At 59.7% G+C, this 17,367-nt stretch carries 14 protein-coding genes; all 14 read right to left on the bottom strand.

The genetic code is table 11. The features are described from left to right. Positions 1–122: 122 nt before the first annotated feature. The 14 genes from MWH26_RS11120 to MWH26_RS11055 all read right to left on the bottom strand — a co-directional run bounded on the left by MWH26_RS11120 (position 123) and on the right by MWH26_RS11055 (position 17,264). Positions 123–1,010, bottom strand: coding sequence for a hydroxypyruvate isomerase family protein (locus MWH26_RS11120; RefSeq protein ID WP_247974341.1), 888 nt, complete (start codon positions 1,008–1,010; stop codon positions 123–125). A gap of 4 nt (positions 1,011–1,014) precedes the next feature. Then, positions 1,015–2,271 (bottom strand): nucleoside permease, encoded by a 1,257-nt coding sequence (locus MWH26_RS11115; protein ID WP_247974340.1) that lies wholly within the window; start codon positions 2,269–2,271, stop codon positions 1,015–1,017. Between the two features lie 234 nt (positions 2,272–2,505). Continuing rightward, complete coding sequence (locus MWH26_RS11110) at positions 2,506–2,979, bottom strand: c-type cytochrome (protein ID WP_247974339.1); 474 nt, start codon at positions 2,977–2,979, stop codon at positions 2,506–2,508. Positions 2,980–2,997: 18 nt separating this feature from the next. After that, positions 2,998–4,050 carry a sugar phosphate isomerase/epimerase family protein gene (locus MWH26_RS11105; protein ID WP_247974338.1) on the bottom strand — a complete coding sequence of 351 codons (1,053 nt, stop codon included), beginning with the start codon at positions 4,048–4,050 and terminating at the stop codon, positions 2,998–3,000. An 80-nt stretch (positions 4,051–4,130) separates the two neighbouring features. After that, entirely contained in the window at positions 4,131–5,282 is a 1,152-nt protein-coding gene (locus MWH26_RS11100) for a Gfo/Idh/MocA family protein (RefSeq protein WP_247974337.1), read from the bottom strand. 220 nt (positions 5,283–5,502) lie between these two features. Next, positions 5,503–6,102, bottom strand: coding sequence for a gluconate 2-dehydrogenase subunit 3 family protein (locus MWH26_RS11095; RefSeq protein WP_247974336.1), 600 nt, complete (start codon positions 6,100–6,102; stop codon positions 5,503–5,505). Between the two features lie 12 nt (positions 6,103–6,114). After that, positions 6,115–7,791 carry a GMC oxidoreductase gene (locus MWH26_RS11090; protein WP_247974335.1) on the bottom strand — a complete coding sequence of 559 codons (1,677 nt, stop codon included), beginning with the start codon at positions 7,789–7,791 and terminating at the stop codon, positions 6,115–6,117. A 98-nt stretch (positions 7,792–7,889) separates the two neighbouring features. Further along, positions 7,890–8,789 carry a sugar phosphate isomerase/epimerase family protein gene (locus tag MWH26_RS11085; protein ID WP_247974334.1) on the bottom strand — a complete coding sequence of 300 codons (900 nt, stop codon included), beginning with the start codon at positions 8,787–8,789 and terminating at the stop codon, positions 7,890–7,892. 516 nt (positions 8,790–9,305) lie between these two features. Further along, the gene (locus MWH26_RS11080) at positions 9,306–9,992 is read right to left on the bottom strand and encodes a ferritin-like domain-containing protein (protein ID WP_244696677.1); all 687 of its coding nucleotides are present in this window, start codon (positions 9,990–9,992) and stop codon (positions 9,306–9,308) included. Between the two features lie 216 nt (positions 9,993–10,208). Continuing rightward, entirely contained in the window at positions 10,209–12,491 is a 2,283-nt protein-coding gene (locus tag MWH26_RS11075; protein ID WP_247974333.1) for a xanthine dehydrogenase family protein molybdopterin-binding subunit, read from the bottom strand. A gap of 12 nt (positions 12,492–12,503) precedes the next feature. After that, positions 12,504–13,490: an FAD binding domain-containing protein gene (locus MWH26_RS11070; protein WP_247974332.1), complete on the bottom strand. Its 987-nt coding sequence runs from the start codon at positions 13,488–13,490 to the stop codon at positions 12,504–12,506. A 9-nt stretch (positions 13,491–13,499) separates the two neighbouring features. Further along, positions 13,500–14,129: a (2Fe-2S)-binding protein gene (locus tag MWH26_RS11065; RefSeq protein ID WP_247974331.1), complete on the bottom strand. Its 630-nt coding sequence runs from the start codon at positions 14,127–14,129 to the stop codon at positions 13,500–13,502. 262 nt (positions 14,130–14,391) lie between these two features. Continuing rightward, positions 14,392–14,985, bottom strand: a complete 594-nt coding sequence (locus MWH26_RS11060) for a DNA-3-methyladenine glycosylase I (protein ID WP_247974330.1) — start codon at positions 14,983–14,985, stop codon at positions 14,392–14,394. A gap of 227 nt (positions 14,986–15,212) precedes the next feature. Further along, positions 15,213–17,264 carry a glycoside hydrolase family 127 protein gene (locus MWH26_RS11055; protein WP_247974329.1) on the bottom strand — a complete coding sequence of 684 codons (2,052 nt, stop codon included), beginning with the start codon at positions 17,262–17,264 and terminating at the stop codon, positions 15,213–15,215. Between the last annotated feature and the right edge of the window lie 103 nt (positions 17,265–17,367).

The raw sequence follows: 17,367 nt of genomic DNA, 5'->3' as shown, positions 1-17,367 counted from the left end.
GAAAGCAGGGCAGGTAGGAAGTCGATGGAAGTCAGTTGAACGGGTTATTCCGAGCAGAGCGAGGAATCTGGATTTATCTCCTGAAATATGAACCCAGATTCCTCGCTACGCTCGGAATGACATTATACATCACACAGCTGAATGGCTTGGCGCAGGGAGGCCAGCTTATCGGCTTGCTGGGGCATGAACTCCTGGGCCACGTACCCTTGGAAGCCGGTGGCTTTGATGGCGCGCATAATGGCCGGGTAGTTCAGCTCCTGGCTGTCCCCGATTTCGTGGCGGCCCGGTACGCCGGCCGTGTGGTAGTGGGCAATGTAGGGGTGGTACTCCGTGAGGGTGCGAATCACGTCGCCCTCATTGATTTGCATGTGGTAGATGTCGTAGAGCAGCTTGAAGTTTTCGGAGCCCAGGCGCTTGGCCAGCTCCACGCCCCAAGCGGTTCGGTCGCACTGGTAGTCTTTGTGGTCGATTTTGCTGTTGAGCAGCTCCATGACCAGCACTACCTTGTGCTGGGCGGCCAGCTTCACCAGGGGCTGCAGGCCCCGCACGCAGTTAGCCCAACCGGCTTCATCCGAAAGGCCCCGGCGGCTGCCGCTAAAGCAAATCAGGTTAGTGTAGCCGGCCTGGGCTACCCGCGGAATCATCTCGGCGTACTGCTTCTGTAGCTGGGCGTGAAACCGTGGGTCGTTGAAGCCGTCGGTGAGGTTGATTTCGGCGCCGTTGCACATGGGCGAATCGAGGCCGTATTTCTTCAGCGTCGGCCAGTCCTTGGGCCCCACCAGGTCAATCCCCTGGATGCCCATTTCCTTGGCGGCTGCGCAAAGCTGCTCCAAGGGCAGGTCCTGGAAGCACCAGCGGCACACAGAGTGCTTGAAGCTGTTTTTCAAGGTAGTAAGCGCTTGTGCTCGTTTGTCATCGGGGGCGCAGGCACTGCCAATACCCAGGGTTCCGACGGCGGCCGTAGTAGTGAGCAGACCTTTAAGTGCAGAGCGGCGGTTCCAGGTGCTCATGGGACTAGGTAGCTTGGGTTGCCAACGTGGGAGCCGCATCAACGGAGGCCTGTTCAGTGGCCTGGGGCTGGGCGCGGTCCTTGAACATGAGCAGGAACAGCAGCACTACACCTCCCGCAATGGCGGCCGGAATCAGCCAGATCATGCGCCAGTCGTGGGTGCCGCCGGGGGTCTGGTAGTTGTCGAAGATGCGGCCCGAAAGCAGGGTGCCGATGAGCATGCCTACCCCGTAGGTAGCCAGGGTAATAAAGCCCTGGGCCGAGCTTTTGAACCGTTCCCCGGCTAGGTTATCAGTGTAAATCTGGCCCGTTACGAAGAAGAAGTCGTAGCAGATACCGTGCAGCACAATGCCCACAATCAACATCCAGTAGTTGCTTTCGGCATTGCCGTAGGCAAAGAACACGTAACGCAGCACCCAGGCCAGCATGCCAATGGCCAGCATTTTCTTCACGCCCAGGCGGCTGAAAAACACCGGAATCAAGAGCATAAACAGCAGTTCCGATACTTGCCCCAAGCTCTGCACGCCGGCGGCGGCTTTCATGCCTACTTCGTTCAGGAAGGGGTTGGTGAAGCCGTAGTAAAAGGCCAGCGGAATGCAGATGGCAATGGAGGCCAGAAAGAAGATAAGGTAGGAGCGGTTCTTCAGCAAGCCGATGGCATCTAGGCCCAGCATATCGCCCAGGGAGCTGGCCTGACCGCGCTTCACGGGCGGGGTAGCGGGCAGCGTAAAGCTGAACAACCCCAACAGGGCCGAAGCGCCGGCCGCCATCAGGAAGGTAGCCTGCAGGCTACCGCTCTGCTCCCAATTCAGCCACCCAATAGTTAGGCCGGCCACAATCCAGCCCAATGTACCCAGCACCCGGATGGTGGCAAACTCCTTCTGCGGATTCTGCATCTGCCGAAACGCAATGGAGTTGACCAGGGCCAGCGTGGGCATGTACAAAATCATGTAGGTCAGGATGCTCGGGTAGAAGGAGCTGAAGTCGGGGGCCGTGGAGGCGCGCCAGAGCAGCAGCGCCCCGGCCAGGTGCAGTACCCCGAGAATCTTCTGGGCCGAGAAAAACCGGTCGGCAATTAGCCCGATGATAAACGGCGCCACAATGGCCCCAATGGACTGGGTCAGAAACGCTACCCCTACCTGCGTGCCGGAGGCGCTCAGGTTGCGCAGCAAATAGGTCCCCAGCGTCACGAACCACGCGCCCCAGATGAAAAACTCCAGGAACATCATGATGGACAGCTTAATCCGGGTAGTGGTATTCATAAGCGGTAGGAATAGGGGAAGGAAAAGGCTGACTATCTAGAACAGTAGTATTTGAAAAGCACGTGGTCTTGTCATGCTGAGCTTGTCGAAGCATCTCTACCTCTGGCTAACTCCTATCGTGAGGCCGAAGCGGCAGAGATACTTCGACAAGCTCAGCATGCCACGATTTGCTTGCTTTATGGCCTTTTAGGCGTGGCAAGCCTTTGGGCGTGGTATGTTACGTGTATTCTGAAACTACTTCAGAGTCAGGATATAACGCACCATTTCCTCGGCGTCGGCTTTGGACAAGCCGGGGTGCGGGGTCATGGCGATGTCGCCCCAGTTGCCTTTGCCGCCGGTTATGACCTTGCCGGCCAGCATGCTGACGTTGGCGGCCGTGGCAGGATATTTTTCGGCTACGGCCTTGTAGGCGGGCCCGAGCAGCTTCTCGTTTTCGCGGTGGCAACCCGTGCAGTCGGCGCCCTCAATTAGCTTGGCACCCTTGGCTACCGCGCCCCCGGTTGGGGCCGTGCCGATTTTGGTGGAGTTGGTATCTATCTGGGGCTGGTGGGCCACGGCCGTTACGTTGGAGCCGGTGGTGCTGTCGGTGTCCAACGTTTCTTCGGTATCGGCCAGGGTATAGTCTTCCTTGGCAGCAGGCTTTTCGGAACCAGAGCCGCAGGCGGCCAGGCTAGCGCAGAAGCTGAGGAGTAGGATGGCGTTTTTCATGGAAAGGAATCAGGGTAGTTAAAGACCAAGCAGGGTTTTGTTGCGGGCTTCATCGGTGCCAGCCGCCGCAAAATCGTCAAAGGCTTTGTCCGTGACGCGGATAATGTGGTTCTGGATGAAGGTGGCCCCTTCGCGGGCCCCATCTTCGGGATGTTTCAGGGCGCATTCCCACTCCAGCACGGCCCAGCCGGGAAAGTCGTAGGCGGCCATTTTGCTGAAAACGGCTTTGAAATCGACCTGCCCGTCGCCGAGGGAGCGGAAGCGGCCGGCCCGGTCGAGCCAACTCTGGTAGCCCCCGTACACGCCCTGGCGGCCCGTGGGGTTAAACTCGGCGTCCTTGACGTGGAAGGCCCGAATCCGCTCGTGGTAAATGTCAATGTACTCGAGGTAGTCCAGGCACTGGAGCACGAAGTGGGAGGGGTCGTAGAGTAGGCAGGCGCGCGGGTGCTGCTGCACTTTGTCGAGAAACATTTCGTAGCTGATGCCGTCGTGCAGGTCCTCGCCGGCGTGCACCTCGTAGCACACGTCCACGCCGCACGCATCGAAAGTGTTCAGGATGGGTAGCCAGCGCCGGGCTAACTCCGTGAAACCAGTTTCGACGATGCCGGCCGGGCGCTGGGGCCAGGGGTAGACCATGGGCCAGAGCAGGGCCCCGCTGAAGGTGGCGTGAGCCGTCAGTCCCAGGTTTTGGGAAGCTTTGGCGGCGTATTTGAGCTGTTGCACGGCCCACTCCTGGCGGGCTTGGGGGTTGCCCCGCACCGCTTCCGGCGCGAAGCCATCGAACAGCTGGTCGTAGGCGGGGTTCACGGCCACCAACTGGCCTTGCAGGTGGGTAGAAAGCTCGGTGATTTCCAGCCCCGCCGCCTGCACTTTGCCCTTTAGCTCGTCGGCGTAGGTTTTGCTCTCGGCGGCCAGCTGCAGGTCGATAAAGCGGCTGTCTAGGGTTGGGAGTTGTACTCCTTTAAAGCCCAGGCTACTAGCCCACTGGCAGATGGACTCCAAGCTGTTGAATGGGGGCTGATCGGAAATGAACTGCGCCAGGAAAATAGCAGGTCCCTTGATGGTTTTCATGGTTTAGCTGTTAGCTGATGGCTGTTAGCTGATGGCTACGGGCTGTTTTGTCATAAGAGCTAACAGCCAGCAACTATCAGCTAACAGCTAAACGGAGTCCACTTTTGCTCGGAGCGGCCCGAGGCAATGACGTTTTCAATGAAGGCCATGCCGCGCACTCCCTCCGCAATGCTAGGGTAGTCCAGGGCTTCGGGCGGGGCGGTAGTGCCACTTAGGTCGGCTTGCAAACTCAGGGCGAAGTTGCGGTAGAGGTTGGCGAAGGCTTCGAGGTAGCCCTCGGGGTGGCCGGCCGGGGTGCGGGTGTTGTGCTGGGCGTAGGAGCTGACGTAACCCGTGCCCGCCCGGCGGATTTCCGTGGGCCGGTCCAGCCACTTCACCAGCAGGGTGTTGGCATCAACCTGCTGCCATTCCAGCCCGCCTTTTTCGCCGTACACGCGCAGGCGCACGTTGTTTTCCTCGCCGGCCGCTACCTGGGTAGCTACCAGCACCCCACTGGCTCCGCCCGAGAGGCGAAGCAGCACGGCCCCGTCGTCATCGAGCTGGCGGCCGGGTACTACCGTGTTAATGTCGGCGCACAGCTGGCTAACCTGTAGGCCAGTCACATATTCTAGCAGGTTGAAGGCGTGAGTGCCAATGTCGCCCATGGCCCCGGCCACGCCGCTCCGGGCGGGGTCGGTGCGCCAGGCGGCCTGCTTGTTACTGCCGCCTTCCTCAAAGGTGCTAAGCCAGCCCTGGGGGTACTCCACGTAGGCCTTGCGGATGGTGCCCAGCTCGCCGGAGGCTACCAGCTGCCGCGCTTCCTTTACCATGGGGTAGCCGGTGTAGGTATGCGTCAGGCAGAAGCGGCAGTTGCTGGCTTCCGCCACGGCTTGCAACTCCTTGGCCTCGGCCAGGGAAAATGTCATAGGCTTATCCAGGATGACGTGGAAGCCGTTTTCCAGGGCTAGCTTGGCGGGGGCAAAGTGCAAATGGTTGGGCGTCACGATGGACAGCACCTGCACCCGCTCCGTTTCCGGCCGTTGCTTTTCCCCATAAATCAGCTCCTCAAACGAGCCGTAGACGCGTTCCGGCGCCAGGCCCAGCAGCTGCCCGCTGGCCCGGGAGGTTTCGGGGTTGCTGCTAAAGGCGCCGGCTACCAAGTCGTAGAGGCCATCCAGGGCGGCGGCATGACGATGAACCGCGCCAATAAATGCGCCTTGTCCGCCGCCAATCATGCCTAATCGTAATTTCATGCTATTCAAGTACGCAGATCATTCTTTGTATCTGCTGATAGTAGAGACGCAACACTTCGCGTCTCAATTGTTGCTGACGATGTTTAGGCTGTCATTCCGAGCAGCGCGAGGAATCTGGGTCAGCTTCTTGTGAGTAATCCAGATTCCTCGCGCTGCTCGGAATGACAGATAAATGCTGCTTTTCAAGGCTGGAGCGAGGGCACGCGATGCTACCCGGCCCCTAGGTGGTAGCCCAGGCCCGGTCGCCTTTTTTATACGGCACGCAGCCATCGTATTTGCCTGGCACGGGCAGGTAGCGTAGGGCCTTGGTGCTGCCTGTCTCGGAGGTAAAGTAACCCAACAAGGTCAGTTCCTTGATCATGCGGAAGTAGTGGTTGGGCGCCTCCCGGGTTTTGGTTTTGCTATAGTTTTTCTGCTCCGCGTCGAGGGCCGTGAGTAGGGCCGTGCGCTGGGCCGGGTCCAGCTCCATAAAACCCTTGCCGTTTTTCTTTTGGCTGGCCTGCTCCAGCTGGGTCAAGCCTTTCAGGAAAATCTGTTGGTCTTCCGGCTTGTAGCAGTCTTTCACCATTACGGCCATAAAGGAGCCCACGTCGGCAGCTTTGGCGCCGGGCGTTTTGGTGGTAGGCAGAATGGTTTCGCCCACTTCGTTGAGGTAGGCTACCTGCTCTTGGCTGAGAAAGGGCTTTTCCTGCTTCTTAACCGTGGCCTTTTTCTCTTTCTCCGCCTCGGGCGAGGAGCAGCTGGTCAGGAAATAGTCGCCCCCGATGAGGGTGCCACCCATGATGAGGGCCACCCGGGCTACTGCGTCTCTTCTGTTCATAACAGGCTGATATTAGACGTTTTGCTTTTTCAATTCCCCCACCGCGTGGTCGACGGCGCGGGCCGTGAGGGCCATGTAGGTGAGGGAGGGGTTTTGGCAGGCCGCGGAGGTCATGCAGGCCCCGTCCGTGACGTACACGTTGGGCGCATCCCAGACCTGGTTGTACTGGTTGAGCACCGAGGTTTTCGGGTCGCGGCCCATGCGGGCGGTGCCCATCTCGTGGATGCCGCCGCCCATGTTGTAGCCGTTGTTGTAGGTTTTTACGTTTTTGAGGCCCGCCTTTTCCAGCATTTCCTGGGCATCCTGCATCATGTCGATGCGCATTTTCTGCTCGTTGTCGCGGATGGTAGCGTCCATGGCCAGCACCGGCAGGCCCCACTTGTCCTTCTTGGTTTTGTCGAGGAAGATGCGGTTGTCGTGGTAGGGGAGGGTTTCACCGAAGGCTCCCAGGCCCATGGTCCACTGGCCCGGCTCGGTGAGGGCGTCCTTGAAGTCGCCGCCGAAGCTCATTTCGGCAATTTCCCGGCTCCAGCCTTCCCGGCCGGCTCCGCCCTGGTAGCCAAAGCCCCGGATGTAGTCGCGCTTGTCGCCGAACAAGTTGCGGAAGCGCGGCACGTAAATGCCGTTGGCCCGCCGCCCGTACACGTATTTGTCCTCGTAGCCGGGCATCTCGCCGTGGGCCCCCACCCGGAAGTGGTGGTCCATTACGTTGTGGCCCAGCTCCCCGCTGCTGCTACCCAGGCCTTCGGGCCACACGTCGGTGGCGGAGTTCATCAGCACCCAGGCCGAGTTCAGGGCCGAAGCGTTGAGGAAGACGATTTTGGCGAAGTACTCGTAGGTCTGGTTGGTTTCCGCGTCGAGCACTTCCACGCCCTTGGCCCGCTTGGTGTCCTTGTCGTAGAGGATGCGCGTGACAATGGAATGGGGCCGCAGCGTGAGGTTGCCCGTGGCCACCGCCGCTGGCAAGCTGGCCGACTGGGTGCTGAAATAGGCTCCGAAGGGGCAGCCCAGCCAGCACTTATTGCGGTACTGGCAGTTGGTGCGGTTGTTATGGGGCTTGGTGATGTTGGCCGTGCGCCCAATCACCATGTGGCGGTCCTTGTAGTTTTTCTTGATGCGGGCCGCTACGTCTTTTTCCACGCAGTTCATTTCCATGGGCGGCATAAAGTCGCCATCGGGGAGCTGGGGTAGGCCGTCCCGGTTGCCGCTGATGCCCGCGAACCGCTCGGCGTGGCTGTACCAGGGCGCCAGGTCCTTGTAGCGGATGGGCCAGTCGACGGCTACCCCATCCTTGGCGTTGGCCTCAAAGTCATAGTCGCTCCAGCGGTACGACTGCCGCCCCCACATCAGGGAGCGGCCGCCCACCTGGTAGCCCCGAAACCAGTCGAAGGGCTTGACCTCCACGTAGGGGCTTTCCTTCTCATTTACCCAGAAATCGAGGTTACTCTCGTTCAGGGTGTAGTCCCGACCCAGGACGGGGTAGTCCTTGATCATCTGCTGGGTTTTGCCCCCGCGGTGGGGTAGCTCCCAGGGCGCTGCGTTGGCATTCACGTAGTCTTTGATGTGCTCTACGTTGCGGCCCCGCTCCAGCATGATGGTTTTCAGGCCCTTCTCCGTCAGCTCCTTGGCGGCCATGCCGCCCGAAATGCCGGAGCCGATGACAATTGCATCGTACGTGTTATTTGCCATGTACTTGTGGGAATTAAGGTAGCGCAGTTTCCGGCGGGTAGGTGCGGCTTGTTAGTGGCTGATTTTCAGGTGGAATAAACCAACAAGCAGCACCTGCTTTATACCAGGGTGCGCTTGATGTGGGTGATGCTTTTCTTGATGCTGTCGAAGGGGGAGCCGGGCGTCTGGTCTTGCTCCACGAAAAAGTACTTCATGCCCGATTTGCCGGCCTGGGCGAAGATGCGCTTGAAGTCGATGACCCCGCTGCCTACCTCCGTAAAGTCGCGCTTGGGCGTCTTGTCCATGTCCTTCACGTGCCAGAGCGGGAAGCGGCCAGGGTGCTGCTGGAACAGGGCCACGGGGTCCTTGCCGGCTTTGGTGGCCCAGTACAGGTCCAGCTCCATCTTCACCAAGTCCTTGTCGGTGGCGCGGAGCAGCACGTCGTAGGGCACCTGGCCCTCCAGGGGCATAAACTCGAAGTCGTGGTTGTGGTAGCACATCTGCAGACCGGCCTTCTTGCACCGTTCTCCGGCCTTGTTCAGGCGGTCGGCTAGCAACTTGTAGTGGTCGAGGTTGCCGCGCTCCGCCTCCGAGAGGTAGGCGCACACCATGTACTTTACCCCGGCCTGGGCCGCATCGTCCACGGCTTTGTCCCAACCGTAGAGCATGGTGCCCTGTACCGGTTGGTTTTGGTATTGCTCCTCGCCGAGGCGGTAGTGGCTGCTGGGCATGATCAGGCCTGCCTGCTTAAGCTGCTTGGCAAAGGCGGCCGCCGTCATGCCGTAAAAGTTCTGGCTGCCCGTGTAGGTAGCGCCCTCCACGGAAGTATAGCCTAACTGCGCCACCTGAGCCAGCGTACCCGCCGGGTCCTTCTGCATGGCGTCGCGGACGGTGTATAGCTGCAGACCGATGTAAGACTTGGGGGCGGAAGCAGCGGCAGCTACTAGGGAAGGAGCCAGAAAAGCACCTGCCGAAAGCAGGCCGGCAGACTTTACAAAAGCACGGCGGGATGTACTCATAGAAGAAAGGAATAAGAAGGCGCGAAACGTAGACAGCAGCAAAAAACAAAGCCCGCGTATCGTGTGAAAAATGCCACACCACAGGGATTCTACCCGTCTAGCTACCGCCAATGTATTATTCCTTCTGTCGAGAATCCAAGCATTATTAACCCCTTGCAAAGCATAATAAAGGGCTGTAAGCCAAGGCTTATACACTTACTACACACGCGGGCCTTACATATGGGTCCGTTGCAGCCTGCAACGCAATTTTCCCGCGTAGGAGCATACACTTACAGCACACCCGTAATCTTAATACGTTGGTTTGCTTTTTATTAACAAACCAGCAGTTACTTACCCAGGATAAAGCTAAAATCTGCCCGGTGAGTGTATGCTTACCTACCCTGTTGGGTTGGGTGTAATGTACTATATATAAAAATCATAATGTGTTCAATAGCCTTGGGTTTGGGCACGCAAAAGCCCCTTGATGAATGGTAGCTGCTACCGTTCATCAAGGGGCTTAGTTGGGGAAGTGGTGCTCTATTGCTGAGCCTGGCGCTTCTTCAGTTCCTCGTACGTTTTCTGCGACTGAGCGTACTGGCGTTCTACTTCCAGGCGCAGGGAGCCGGTTAGGGTCTGGCTGCTGAGGGCGTCCTCGTAGGCTTTCAGAGCCCACTCTTCGCCGTAGATGTTAGACCCGAGAATGGCTTTTTCGTCGGCGCCGGTCAGTGCGGCTTTGGCATCCATCCAGCGGCGGTAGAGCTTGCCCTTGAGGGTGGTGCTGGTTTCGCGGCCGCCGCCTAGCTCGCGCAGGTGGTCGTTTAGCTGGTTGGCAAAGCGCTGGCTCTGGCTGACGAGCTGCTTGTAGTAGCCACGCTGCTGGGCATCCTGGCTTTCGTCTACGGCCCGCTGGTAGCCCTCAATCCGGTCATTTACAAAATAGAGCAGCTCGCGCAGGGTGCTGGTTTCGTCGCCCTCACTAGCGGCGCCTTTCTTGCTGCGGTTGGTGAGCACGGCGGCTCCAATCAGGATAAGGGCTCCGCCTACCACTTTTTGAGTAGTGCTGAGCTTACCGATGCTGGAGCTGGCTTTCTTTAGCGAGGGGCCCAGCTGGTTGAGCAGGCCGCCTAAGTTGTCTTTGCCAATGAGTTGCTGGGCCTGATCCAGCAGGGAGCCATTCGAATTCGTATCGGAGCCGGCTGCGGAGTTTGTTTGTGGTTGGTTCATACAGGTAGTAGCTAAGGTTGATCAGCTACCCCTTACGGTTGTTCCTCACAGTTCGTTAACCTGTTTTTCAACTTGCCAAGTTTTCGCTGGCGGCTAGCTCGTCCTTGGTTTCCGTTGGTAAGCCGGAAAGCTGCCCCGCAAACTTCCACCAGCCCCATTATTTGCATAGGCTGAAAAAACAAGCGGCACTCTCGTAAGAATGCCGCTTGCTACAACTTAAATCAACTTATCAGGGGTAATTGGCAGCTCCCGAATTCGCTTGCCGGTGGCGTTAAACACGGCGTTGGCAATGGCGGGGGCTACCCCAATAATGGCAATTTCGCCAATGCCTTTGGTACCCAAGGCATTCACGTGCGGGTCGGGTTGGTTGACGAAAGCCACCTGCACATCCGGCGAATCGGCGTGTACGGGCACGTGGTAGTCGGCGAAGTCTTTGGTGACGTAGCGGCCGAATCGGTCGTCGATGCGGGCGTGCTCCATCAGGGCCATGCCGATGCCGCCCACGGCGCCGCCTTTCATCTGGTTGCCGGCGGTTTTCTCATTAACAATGGTGCCGGCATCGGCGCAGGAAACCAGTTTGCTAACCCGCACCTCACCTGTAAGCTGGTGTACCCGCACCTCCGCAAAATGCACCGAAAAGGAGTACATGGAGTACTTCTGGCCCTCGCCGCCGGGCTTGGCTTCTACCGTTGCAGAAACGTTTTGCTGTCCATTCTGCCGTAGAATGTCGCTGTAGGATATTTTAACGCTAGGGTTGTTGCGGAGACTAATCTGCAAGGGCAGCTTGCCATTGGCATCATTGCGCATCACCGTTTGGCCGCCTTCGAACGTAATATCTTCCGCTTTGGCAGTGCTGAAAGCCGCTCCAGCCAGGGTGCGCAGCTTGTCTTTCAGGGCCAGGCAGGCTTCCTGGGTGGCCGGACCCACGCTGTTTACGGTGGAGGAGCCGCCCTGAGTGCCGGCCTTGGGGAAGGACGAGTTGCCCAGCTCAAAGCGAATATTATCGGGTGAAATACCCAAAGTATCGGCCGCAATCTGGGTCATGGCGGTGCCGGTGCCGGGGCCAATATCGGTGGTGGCGCATTGGAGCAGTACGGTGCCGTTGGGCAGTAACTGGGCGCCTACGGTGGCCGCGCCGCGGTGCGCCCCGAAGGTGCCTACCCCCATGCCGTAGCCAATCAGCCAGTCCCCGTCGCGCAGGGAGCCGGGCTTGAGCTGGCGCTTATTCCAGCCAATGCGGTCCGCCCCTAGCTGGTAGCATTCTTTCAGAAATTTGGTGCTCCAGGGCTTGTTCTTCTCCGGGTCCTCGTCGGTGTAATTGCGCAGGCGGAACTCCAGCGGGTCCAGGTTCAGCATATAGGCCATTTCATCCATGGCCGACTCCAGAGCAAACGCGCCGGTGGCCTCGCCGGGGCCGCGCATCCAGATGGGCGAACCAATGTCCAGGGCCGCCAGACGGTAGCGCGTCGTCACGTTCGGCGACTGATACATCATGCGCGTCTGAGCCAAGGTCGATTCAGTAAACTCCTCATAGCTAGAAGTTTGACCAATGCTCTCGTGGGTGATGGCCGTGATTTTACCATCGGGCGTGGCGCTCATGCCCAGCTTTTGCCAGGTGTAAGGCCGGTAGCCTACCATCGTGAACATCTGCTCCCGGGTCAGCATCAGCTTCACGGGTCGGTTTACCACCTTGGCCGCCAAAATGGCCGCCGCCTCGTGGGGCCAGCTGTGCAGGGCGTTGCCGAAAGCGCCGCCTACGTAGGTAGCAATGACTTTTACGTTTTCCTCGGGCAGGCCCCACTGCTTGGCAAAGTCGCGGCGGGTAGCCATAGTGCCCTGGGTCTTATCGTAAAGCGTGAGCCGATCGGGCGCTTCCCAATGAGCCGTAATGGCTTGCAGCTCCATGGGGTGATGCACTTCGGTGGGAATCACGTACTCGCTTTCCAGCTTCACGGCGCCCGTTTTGTAGGCATCTACCTGGCCGCGCTGGTAGTCGTTCATCGGGTTCTTGGGGTTCTTCTTGGCTGCGGTGGGCAAGAAGGCTTTGTCGGCGTTGGCCTCCAGGTTGGTTTGGTGCGCTTCCTTAGCATACTGCGCCTTCACGAGCCCAGCGGCGTAGCGGGCCCGCTCCCAGCTGTCGGCCACCACCACAGCAATGGGCTGGTCGTTGAAGCGAATCTTGTCGTCGTTGAACACCTGCAGGGGGTTGCCCTGGGTTTGCGGCTGCGAGGGGTCCTTGCCTTCGGGCTTGGGGCCCGGGGGCTTTGGAGCGTTGAGGTGGCTGATAACGGCCAGCACGCCCGGGGCCCGCTCGGCCGCTTTGGTGTCAAGGCCAGAGAGGCGACCTTTCGTGACGGTGCTACCCACCAGCACGGCGTAGGTGATGTTGGGCAACTGGTATTCGGCCGAGTAGGTAGCCGCGCCCGTTACTTTCTGGTGGCCGTCGACCCGGTTCATCGGCGCCCCGATCTGCTTTTTCGGCTTGGGTTGTTCGTTCATGAGTTCGGGGCGTTAGGCGGCGCTAGCGGCGGTTTTCAACGCCTGAATGATGGTGTTGGGGCCCAGCGTGAGCTTGTAGGCGTTGTGCTTGAAGGCTTTGGCACCTTGCATGGCCACGGTGGCCGCCTGCCGGAAGGTTTCCTCGGTGGCGGGCTTGCCTACCAGGGCCTGCTCGGCAGCCGTGAGGCGCCAGGGCTTGTGGGCCACCCCGCCCATGGCCAGGCGGGCGGCCTTAATGGTGTTGTTGCTGTCTAAGTCCAGAGCCGCGGCTACGGAGAGCAGGGCAAACGCGTAGGAGGCCCGCTCGCGCACTTTCTGGTAGTGCACGTGCTTGGTAAAAGGCCCATCCGGAATATCCACAGCGGTAATTAGCTCGCCGGGCTCCAGGGTAGTGTCTTTCTGGGGCGTGTCGCCGGGCAGGCGGTGCAGCTCGGCAAAGGGGATGCTGCGGTTGCCCTTGGGGCCGCTCACCTGCACCGTAGCATCGAGGGCCACCAGGGCCACGCTCATGTCGGAGGGGTGCACGGCAATGCACTTATCGGAAAAACCGAAGATGGCGTGCATGCGGTTGATGCCTTCCAGGGCCCCGCAGCCCGTGCCCGGCTCCCGCTTGTTGCAGGGCATGGCCGTGTCATAAAAGTAGGAGCAGCGGGTGCGCTGGAGCATGTTGCCCCCGATGGTAGCCATGTTGCGCAGCTGGGCTGAAGCGCCGGCGTTCAGAGCCAGGGCCAGCAACGGCTGCCGTTCGCGCACCTGCTTGTCGTCGGCTACCGTGGAGTTTAGGGCCAGGGCTCCGATGCGCAGCTTGCCGGGGTCGTGGTCAATGCGGGTCAGGGGTAGGCGGTTGATGTCCACCAGCTTCTGGGGCGTCATCACTCCGCGCTTCATCAGGTCAACGAGGTTGGTGCCGCCAGCAATGAAGGTGGCCGTAGCATCCTTGGCTACCGCATCAATGGCAGCCTGTTGCTTGGTAGGGCGGACGTATTGGAACTGATTCATGCTGAGTCGTTATACTTTTTGCCCGCCGCCTTTGACCTCCTGAATGGCGGCCACAATGTTGGAGTAAGCGCCGCAGCGGCAGATGTTCCCGCTCATGTACTCCCGGATTTCGCCCTCCGAATCGGCTTTGCCCTCCCGGATGCAGGCCACGGCCGACATAATCTGGCCGGGGGTGCAGTAGCCGCACTGGAAGCCGTCGTGCTTCACGAAGGCCTCCTGCATGGGATGGAGCTTGTCGCCGTCGGCCAGGCCCTCAATGGTGGTAATTTTCTTACCCTCGTGCATCACGGCGAAGCTTAGGCAACTGTTCACCCGTTGCCCGTCCACGTGCACCGTGCAGGCCCCGCACTGCCCGTAGTCGCAGCCTTTTTTGGTGCCGGTTAGGTTGAGGTTTTCGCGCAGGAAGTCCAGCAGCGTGGTGCGGGGCTCCACCGATGCCTTGTGCTTAACGCCGTTTACTTCCAGCTTCAGCGGAATCTTCTCAAAAACGGCGGCCACTTTCTCGTCCAGCTCGTGGGCGGCGGCCTGCACCAACGGCCCCGGCACCAGGGCCATAGCCGTCAGCACCGACGATTGTTTCAGGAAGCTCCGGCGGGCCTCGTCGTGGCCGCTGCCGGGCGTGTCGTGTTCAGGGTTCATAGCTCTAGCTAGTGGAAAGGGTCAGGGGAAAGTCCAGACGCGGACAAAGACGCGGCACAGCCGCCGCAGTTGCGGCGGGCATGGATCAGTAACCAGCGTTCCAGACTTAAGTTAAGCACAAGTCCAGGAAATTCATCCTATAAAAACCCGAAAAAAGCCTGCTGTCCGCGGCCAAGCACAACCGTTTCAACCAGCCACCGCATCGGCTAGGCTACGGCAAGCAGAACAAAAGCCGGGGCATATCAGGCTGTAAACAAGGGCGCTACCCCGCGGCTAGCTGCCGACACTCAGCGTGGCGCGGGCAGCTTGTCAGGTGGTCGTTGACGAGGCCGGCGGTTTGCATTAGGTTGTAACACGTCACCGGCCCGGTCATGACGAATCCGCGCCGCTTTAGCTCCTGGCTCAGGGCCAAGCTGGCCGGCGTAGAAACCGGCGGTGGATTGTCGGAGCTACGCTGGACATCAAGCGGCTTGCCCCCGACAAAGGCGTAAAAGAAGGGCAGAAGCTGCGCTTGGCCGCCTACCTCCCGGCGGAGTTGCAACCAGGCGCGGGCGTTCTGAATGGTAGCTTCTAGCTTGCGGCGGTTCCGGATGATGCGCGGGTTCAGTAGCAGCTCCTCTACTTCCGCCTCTCTAAACCGGGCCAGCTTCTCTGGGTCGAAACCCGCCAGCAACTCCCGGAACGCCTCGCGCCGCCGCAGCACCACCGGGAAGTCGAAGCCTAGTTGAAAGGTGTGGAGCACCAGGTACTCAAACAGAATGTCCGGGTCTGCAACCGGCTCGCCCCACTCGTGGTCATGGAAGCTTTGGAGCAGCTCGTTCTGCTGCATCCAGTGGCAAGGCGGGGGAGGGTTCATCGGGAAGCTGTGGGGTAGGAGGTCGTACGCTAACGCAAAACCTGCTCCCTCAGATTTCAAGCTACTATACTAGCTCCTGGACAGTAGCTGTAGGAACCGCCGCTATTCCAGCTTCGGGCATTGACTATACTAGCTATAATTGTCATGCCGAGCAGCGCGAGGAATCTGAGTTACTCATCAGAAGCTAAACCCAGATTCCTCGCGCTGCTCGGCATGACAACGGGCTGTTACTTTCCTACGGTTACTTCCTTGGGCTGGCGCGACACCAGGTCCACGTCGGTGATTTGCTGGGGGAACCAGACCACCATTTCGCCCTTGCCGCGGTTGGCCCAGGCGTAGTAGGGAATGGCCGTTAGGGTCTGGCGGGTGGTGCTGATGGAGTTGTTAGCGGCATCAATTTGCACGGCAGGCACGGTGGCCTGGAGCTGCATGATGCCGTTAAGTACTTCGGGCTGGTAATTGGTAGTGAAGGAGGTAGCAGCCGGCACGATGAGGTTGCTAGCCTTGCCATTATTGTCCTTCCACTCAGCGCAGTACACCACGGGGCCGCGCTGCAGGGCCACCCGGCCTAGGTTGTCCTGCACTTTGGGGTTGGCCACTACCTGGCGCACGTCCATGGGTAGTTTTACTTCTACCACGTCGCCCCGGCGCCACTTGCGGGGTAGCACGGCATAGCCCTGGCGGGTGGTGTACTGCACGGGCTTGCCGTTTACCGTGATGCTTACCTTCTGGTCTGATGTCGTGGCGAAGCGGTACAGATCAGAGGGGACGGCCTCGTTGCGGGCCCAACCGGGCAGGCGCACCAGCAGGTTGAAGTCGGTGGTAGCGGCGGGGCTGATGGTGAACTTCAAGTCGCCCTGCCAGGGGTAGTTGTGTTGCTGGGTGATGCGCACGGCCTTGTTGTTCACTTTCAAATCGGTAGTGCCGCTGATGAACAGGTTGGCGTACACGTCATGGCCCTTCTGGGCGTACACGTAGCCCGGCAAGGAAGGCATCAGGCGGGCCATGTTGGTGGGGCAGCAGGAACAGTCAAACCAGCCGGCGCGCTGGGGCTCGGTCTGGGGGAAGCTCGTGCTGTTTTTGATCTGCATGGCGTTGGAGTAGAAAAAGGACTTACCATCGAGCCCTACCCCCGAAATCAGCCCGTTGTAGAGTACTTTCTCCAGCACGTCCACGTACTTCGCGTCGCCGTGGAGCTGGAACATGCGCTGGTTCCAGTACACGTTGGCCACGGCGGCGCAGGTTTCGTTGTAGGCCGTGGTGTTGGGCAGCTCGTAATTGCCCCCGAACCGCTCGCCGCCGGGCACGGCGCCGGTGCCGCCCGTCACGTAGAGCTTCTTGCTGACCATGTTCTGCCAGATGCTGTCCACGGCGGCTAGCAGCTTCTGGTCGCCGGTGAGGGCGGCTACGTCGGCCATGGCGGAGTACAGGTATTCGGCGCGCACGGCGTGTCCTTCGGCTTCGCGCTGGTCTACTACGGGCTTGTGGTCCTGCCAGTACGAGCCGTTGCGCCACGCATCGGGGCTTTTGGGGTCGTAGCCTTTGTACTTGCCACGTTCCTCCAGAAAAAACTTAGCTGTGCTTAAGTACTCGGGCTTGCCCGTAACGCGGTAGAGCTTCACCAGGCCCATTTCCACAATCTCGTGGCCGGGTGCTACCCCGCGCTTGCCTGGCCCAAATACGGAGCATACCAGGTCGGCGTTTTTGAGGGCAATATTCAGCAGGCTTTTCTTGTCCGTGGCCTCGTAGTGCGCTACGGCGGCTTCGTATAGGTGGCCCGAGTTATACAGCTCGTGGCTTAGTTCCCGCTCCTTTACCCAGCGCTCCGGCCCGGCCCACTCGTGGGGGTGAGCCGGGTCGATGGTGCGGGCGGTATAGAGGTAACCATCGGGCTCCTGAGCGGCGGCCACTTTCTTGATCAGCTCGTCCATGTACTCGTCCAGCTTCTCGTCGGGGTAGAGCTTAAGCGAGTACGAGGCGCCTTCAATGGTCTTGTAGATGTCGGTATCGTCGAAGGGAAAGATGGTAGCAAACTTGCCCGACTTGGCCGCGGCCATTTCAAAGTTCTTGACCCGACTGGTGGCCTCGCACCGCTGAAACGAGGCCGGAATGGTCACGTCGGTGTTGGTTTTGAGGCGGGGCAGCCAGAAGTTATCGGCCAGCTTCACCTTGGTAAACGAAACCGCCTGGATGGGGTAGTCAGACCGTTTTATTGATTGGGCAAAGCCGGGTGAGCTTAGCAAACCGAGCAGGGCCAGGGAAGGAAGGAAGCGTTTCATAGGAAGGTAGGATGTAGAGGTAAGAAGCTAGAATTAGGCAGCTAGTTCCCCTCCTTGAAAATGTCGCGCATCAAGCAAGGTGAGCCAGGGGTGGTTGAGGGAC

This window comes from Hymenobacter sublimis (assembly GCF_023101345.1).
In the GTDB taxonomy this organism is placed as follows: Bacteria; Bacteroidota; Bacteroidia; order Cytophagales; family Hymenobacteraceae; genus Hymenobacter; species Hymenobacter sublimis.
This window is presented reverse-complemented; position numbering and strand designations above follow the sequence as displayed.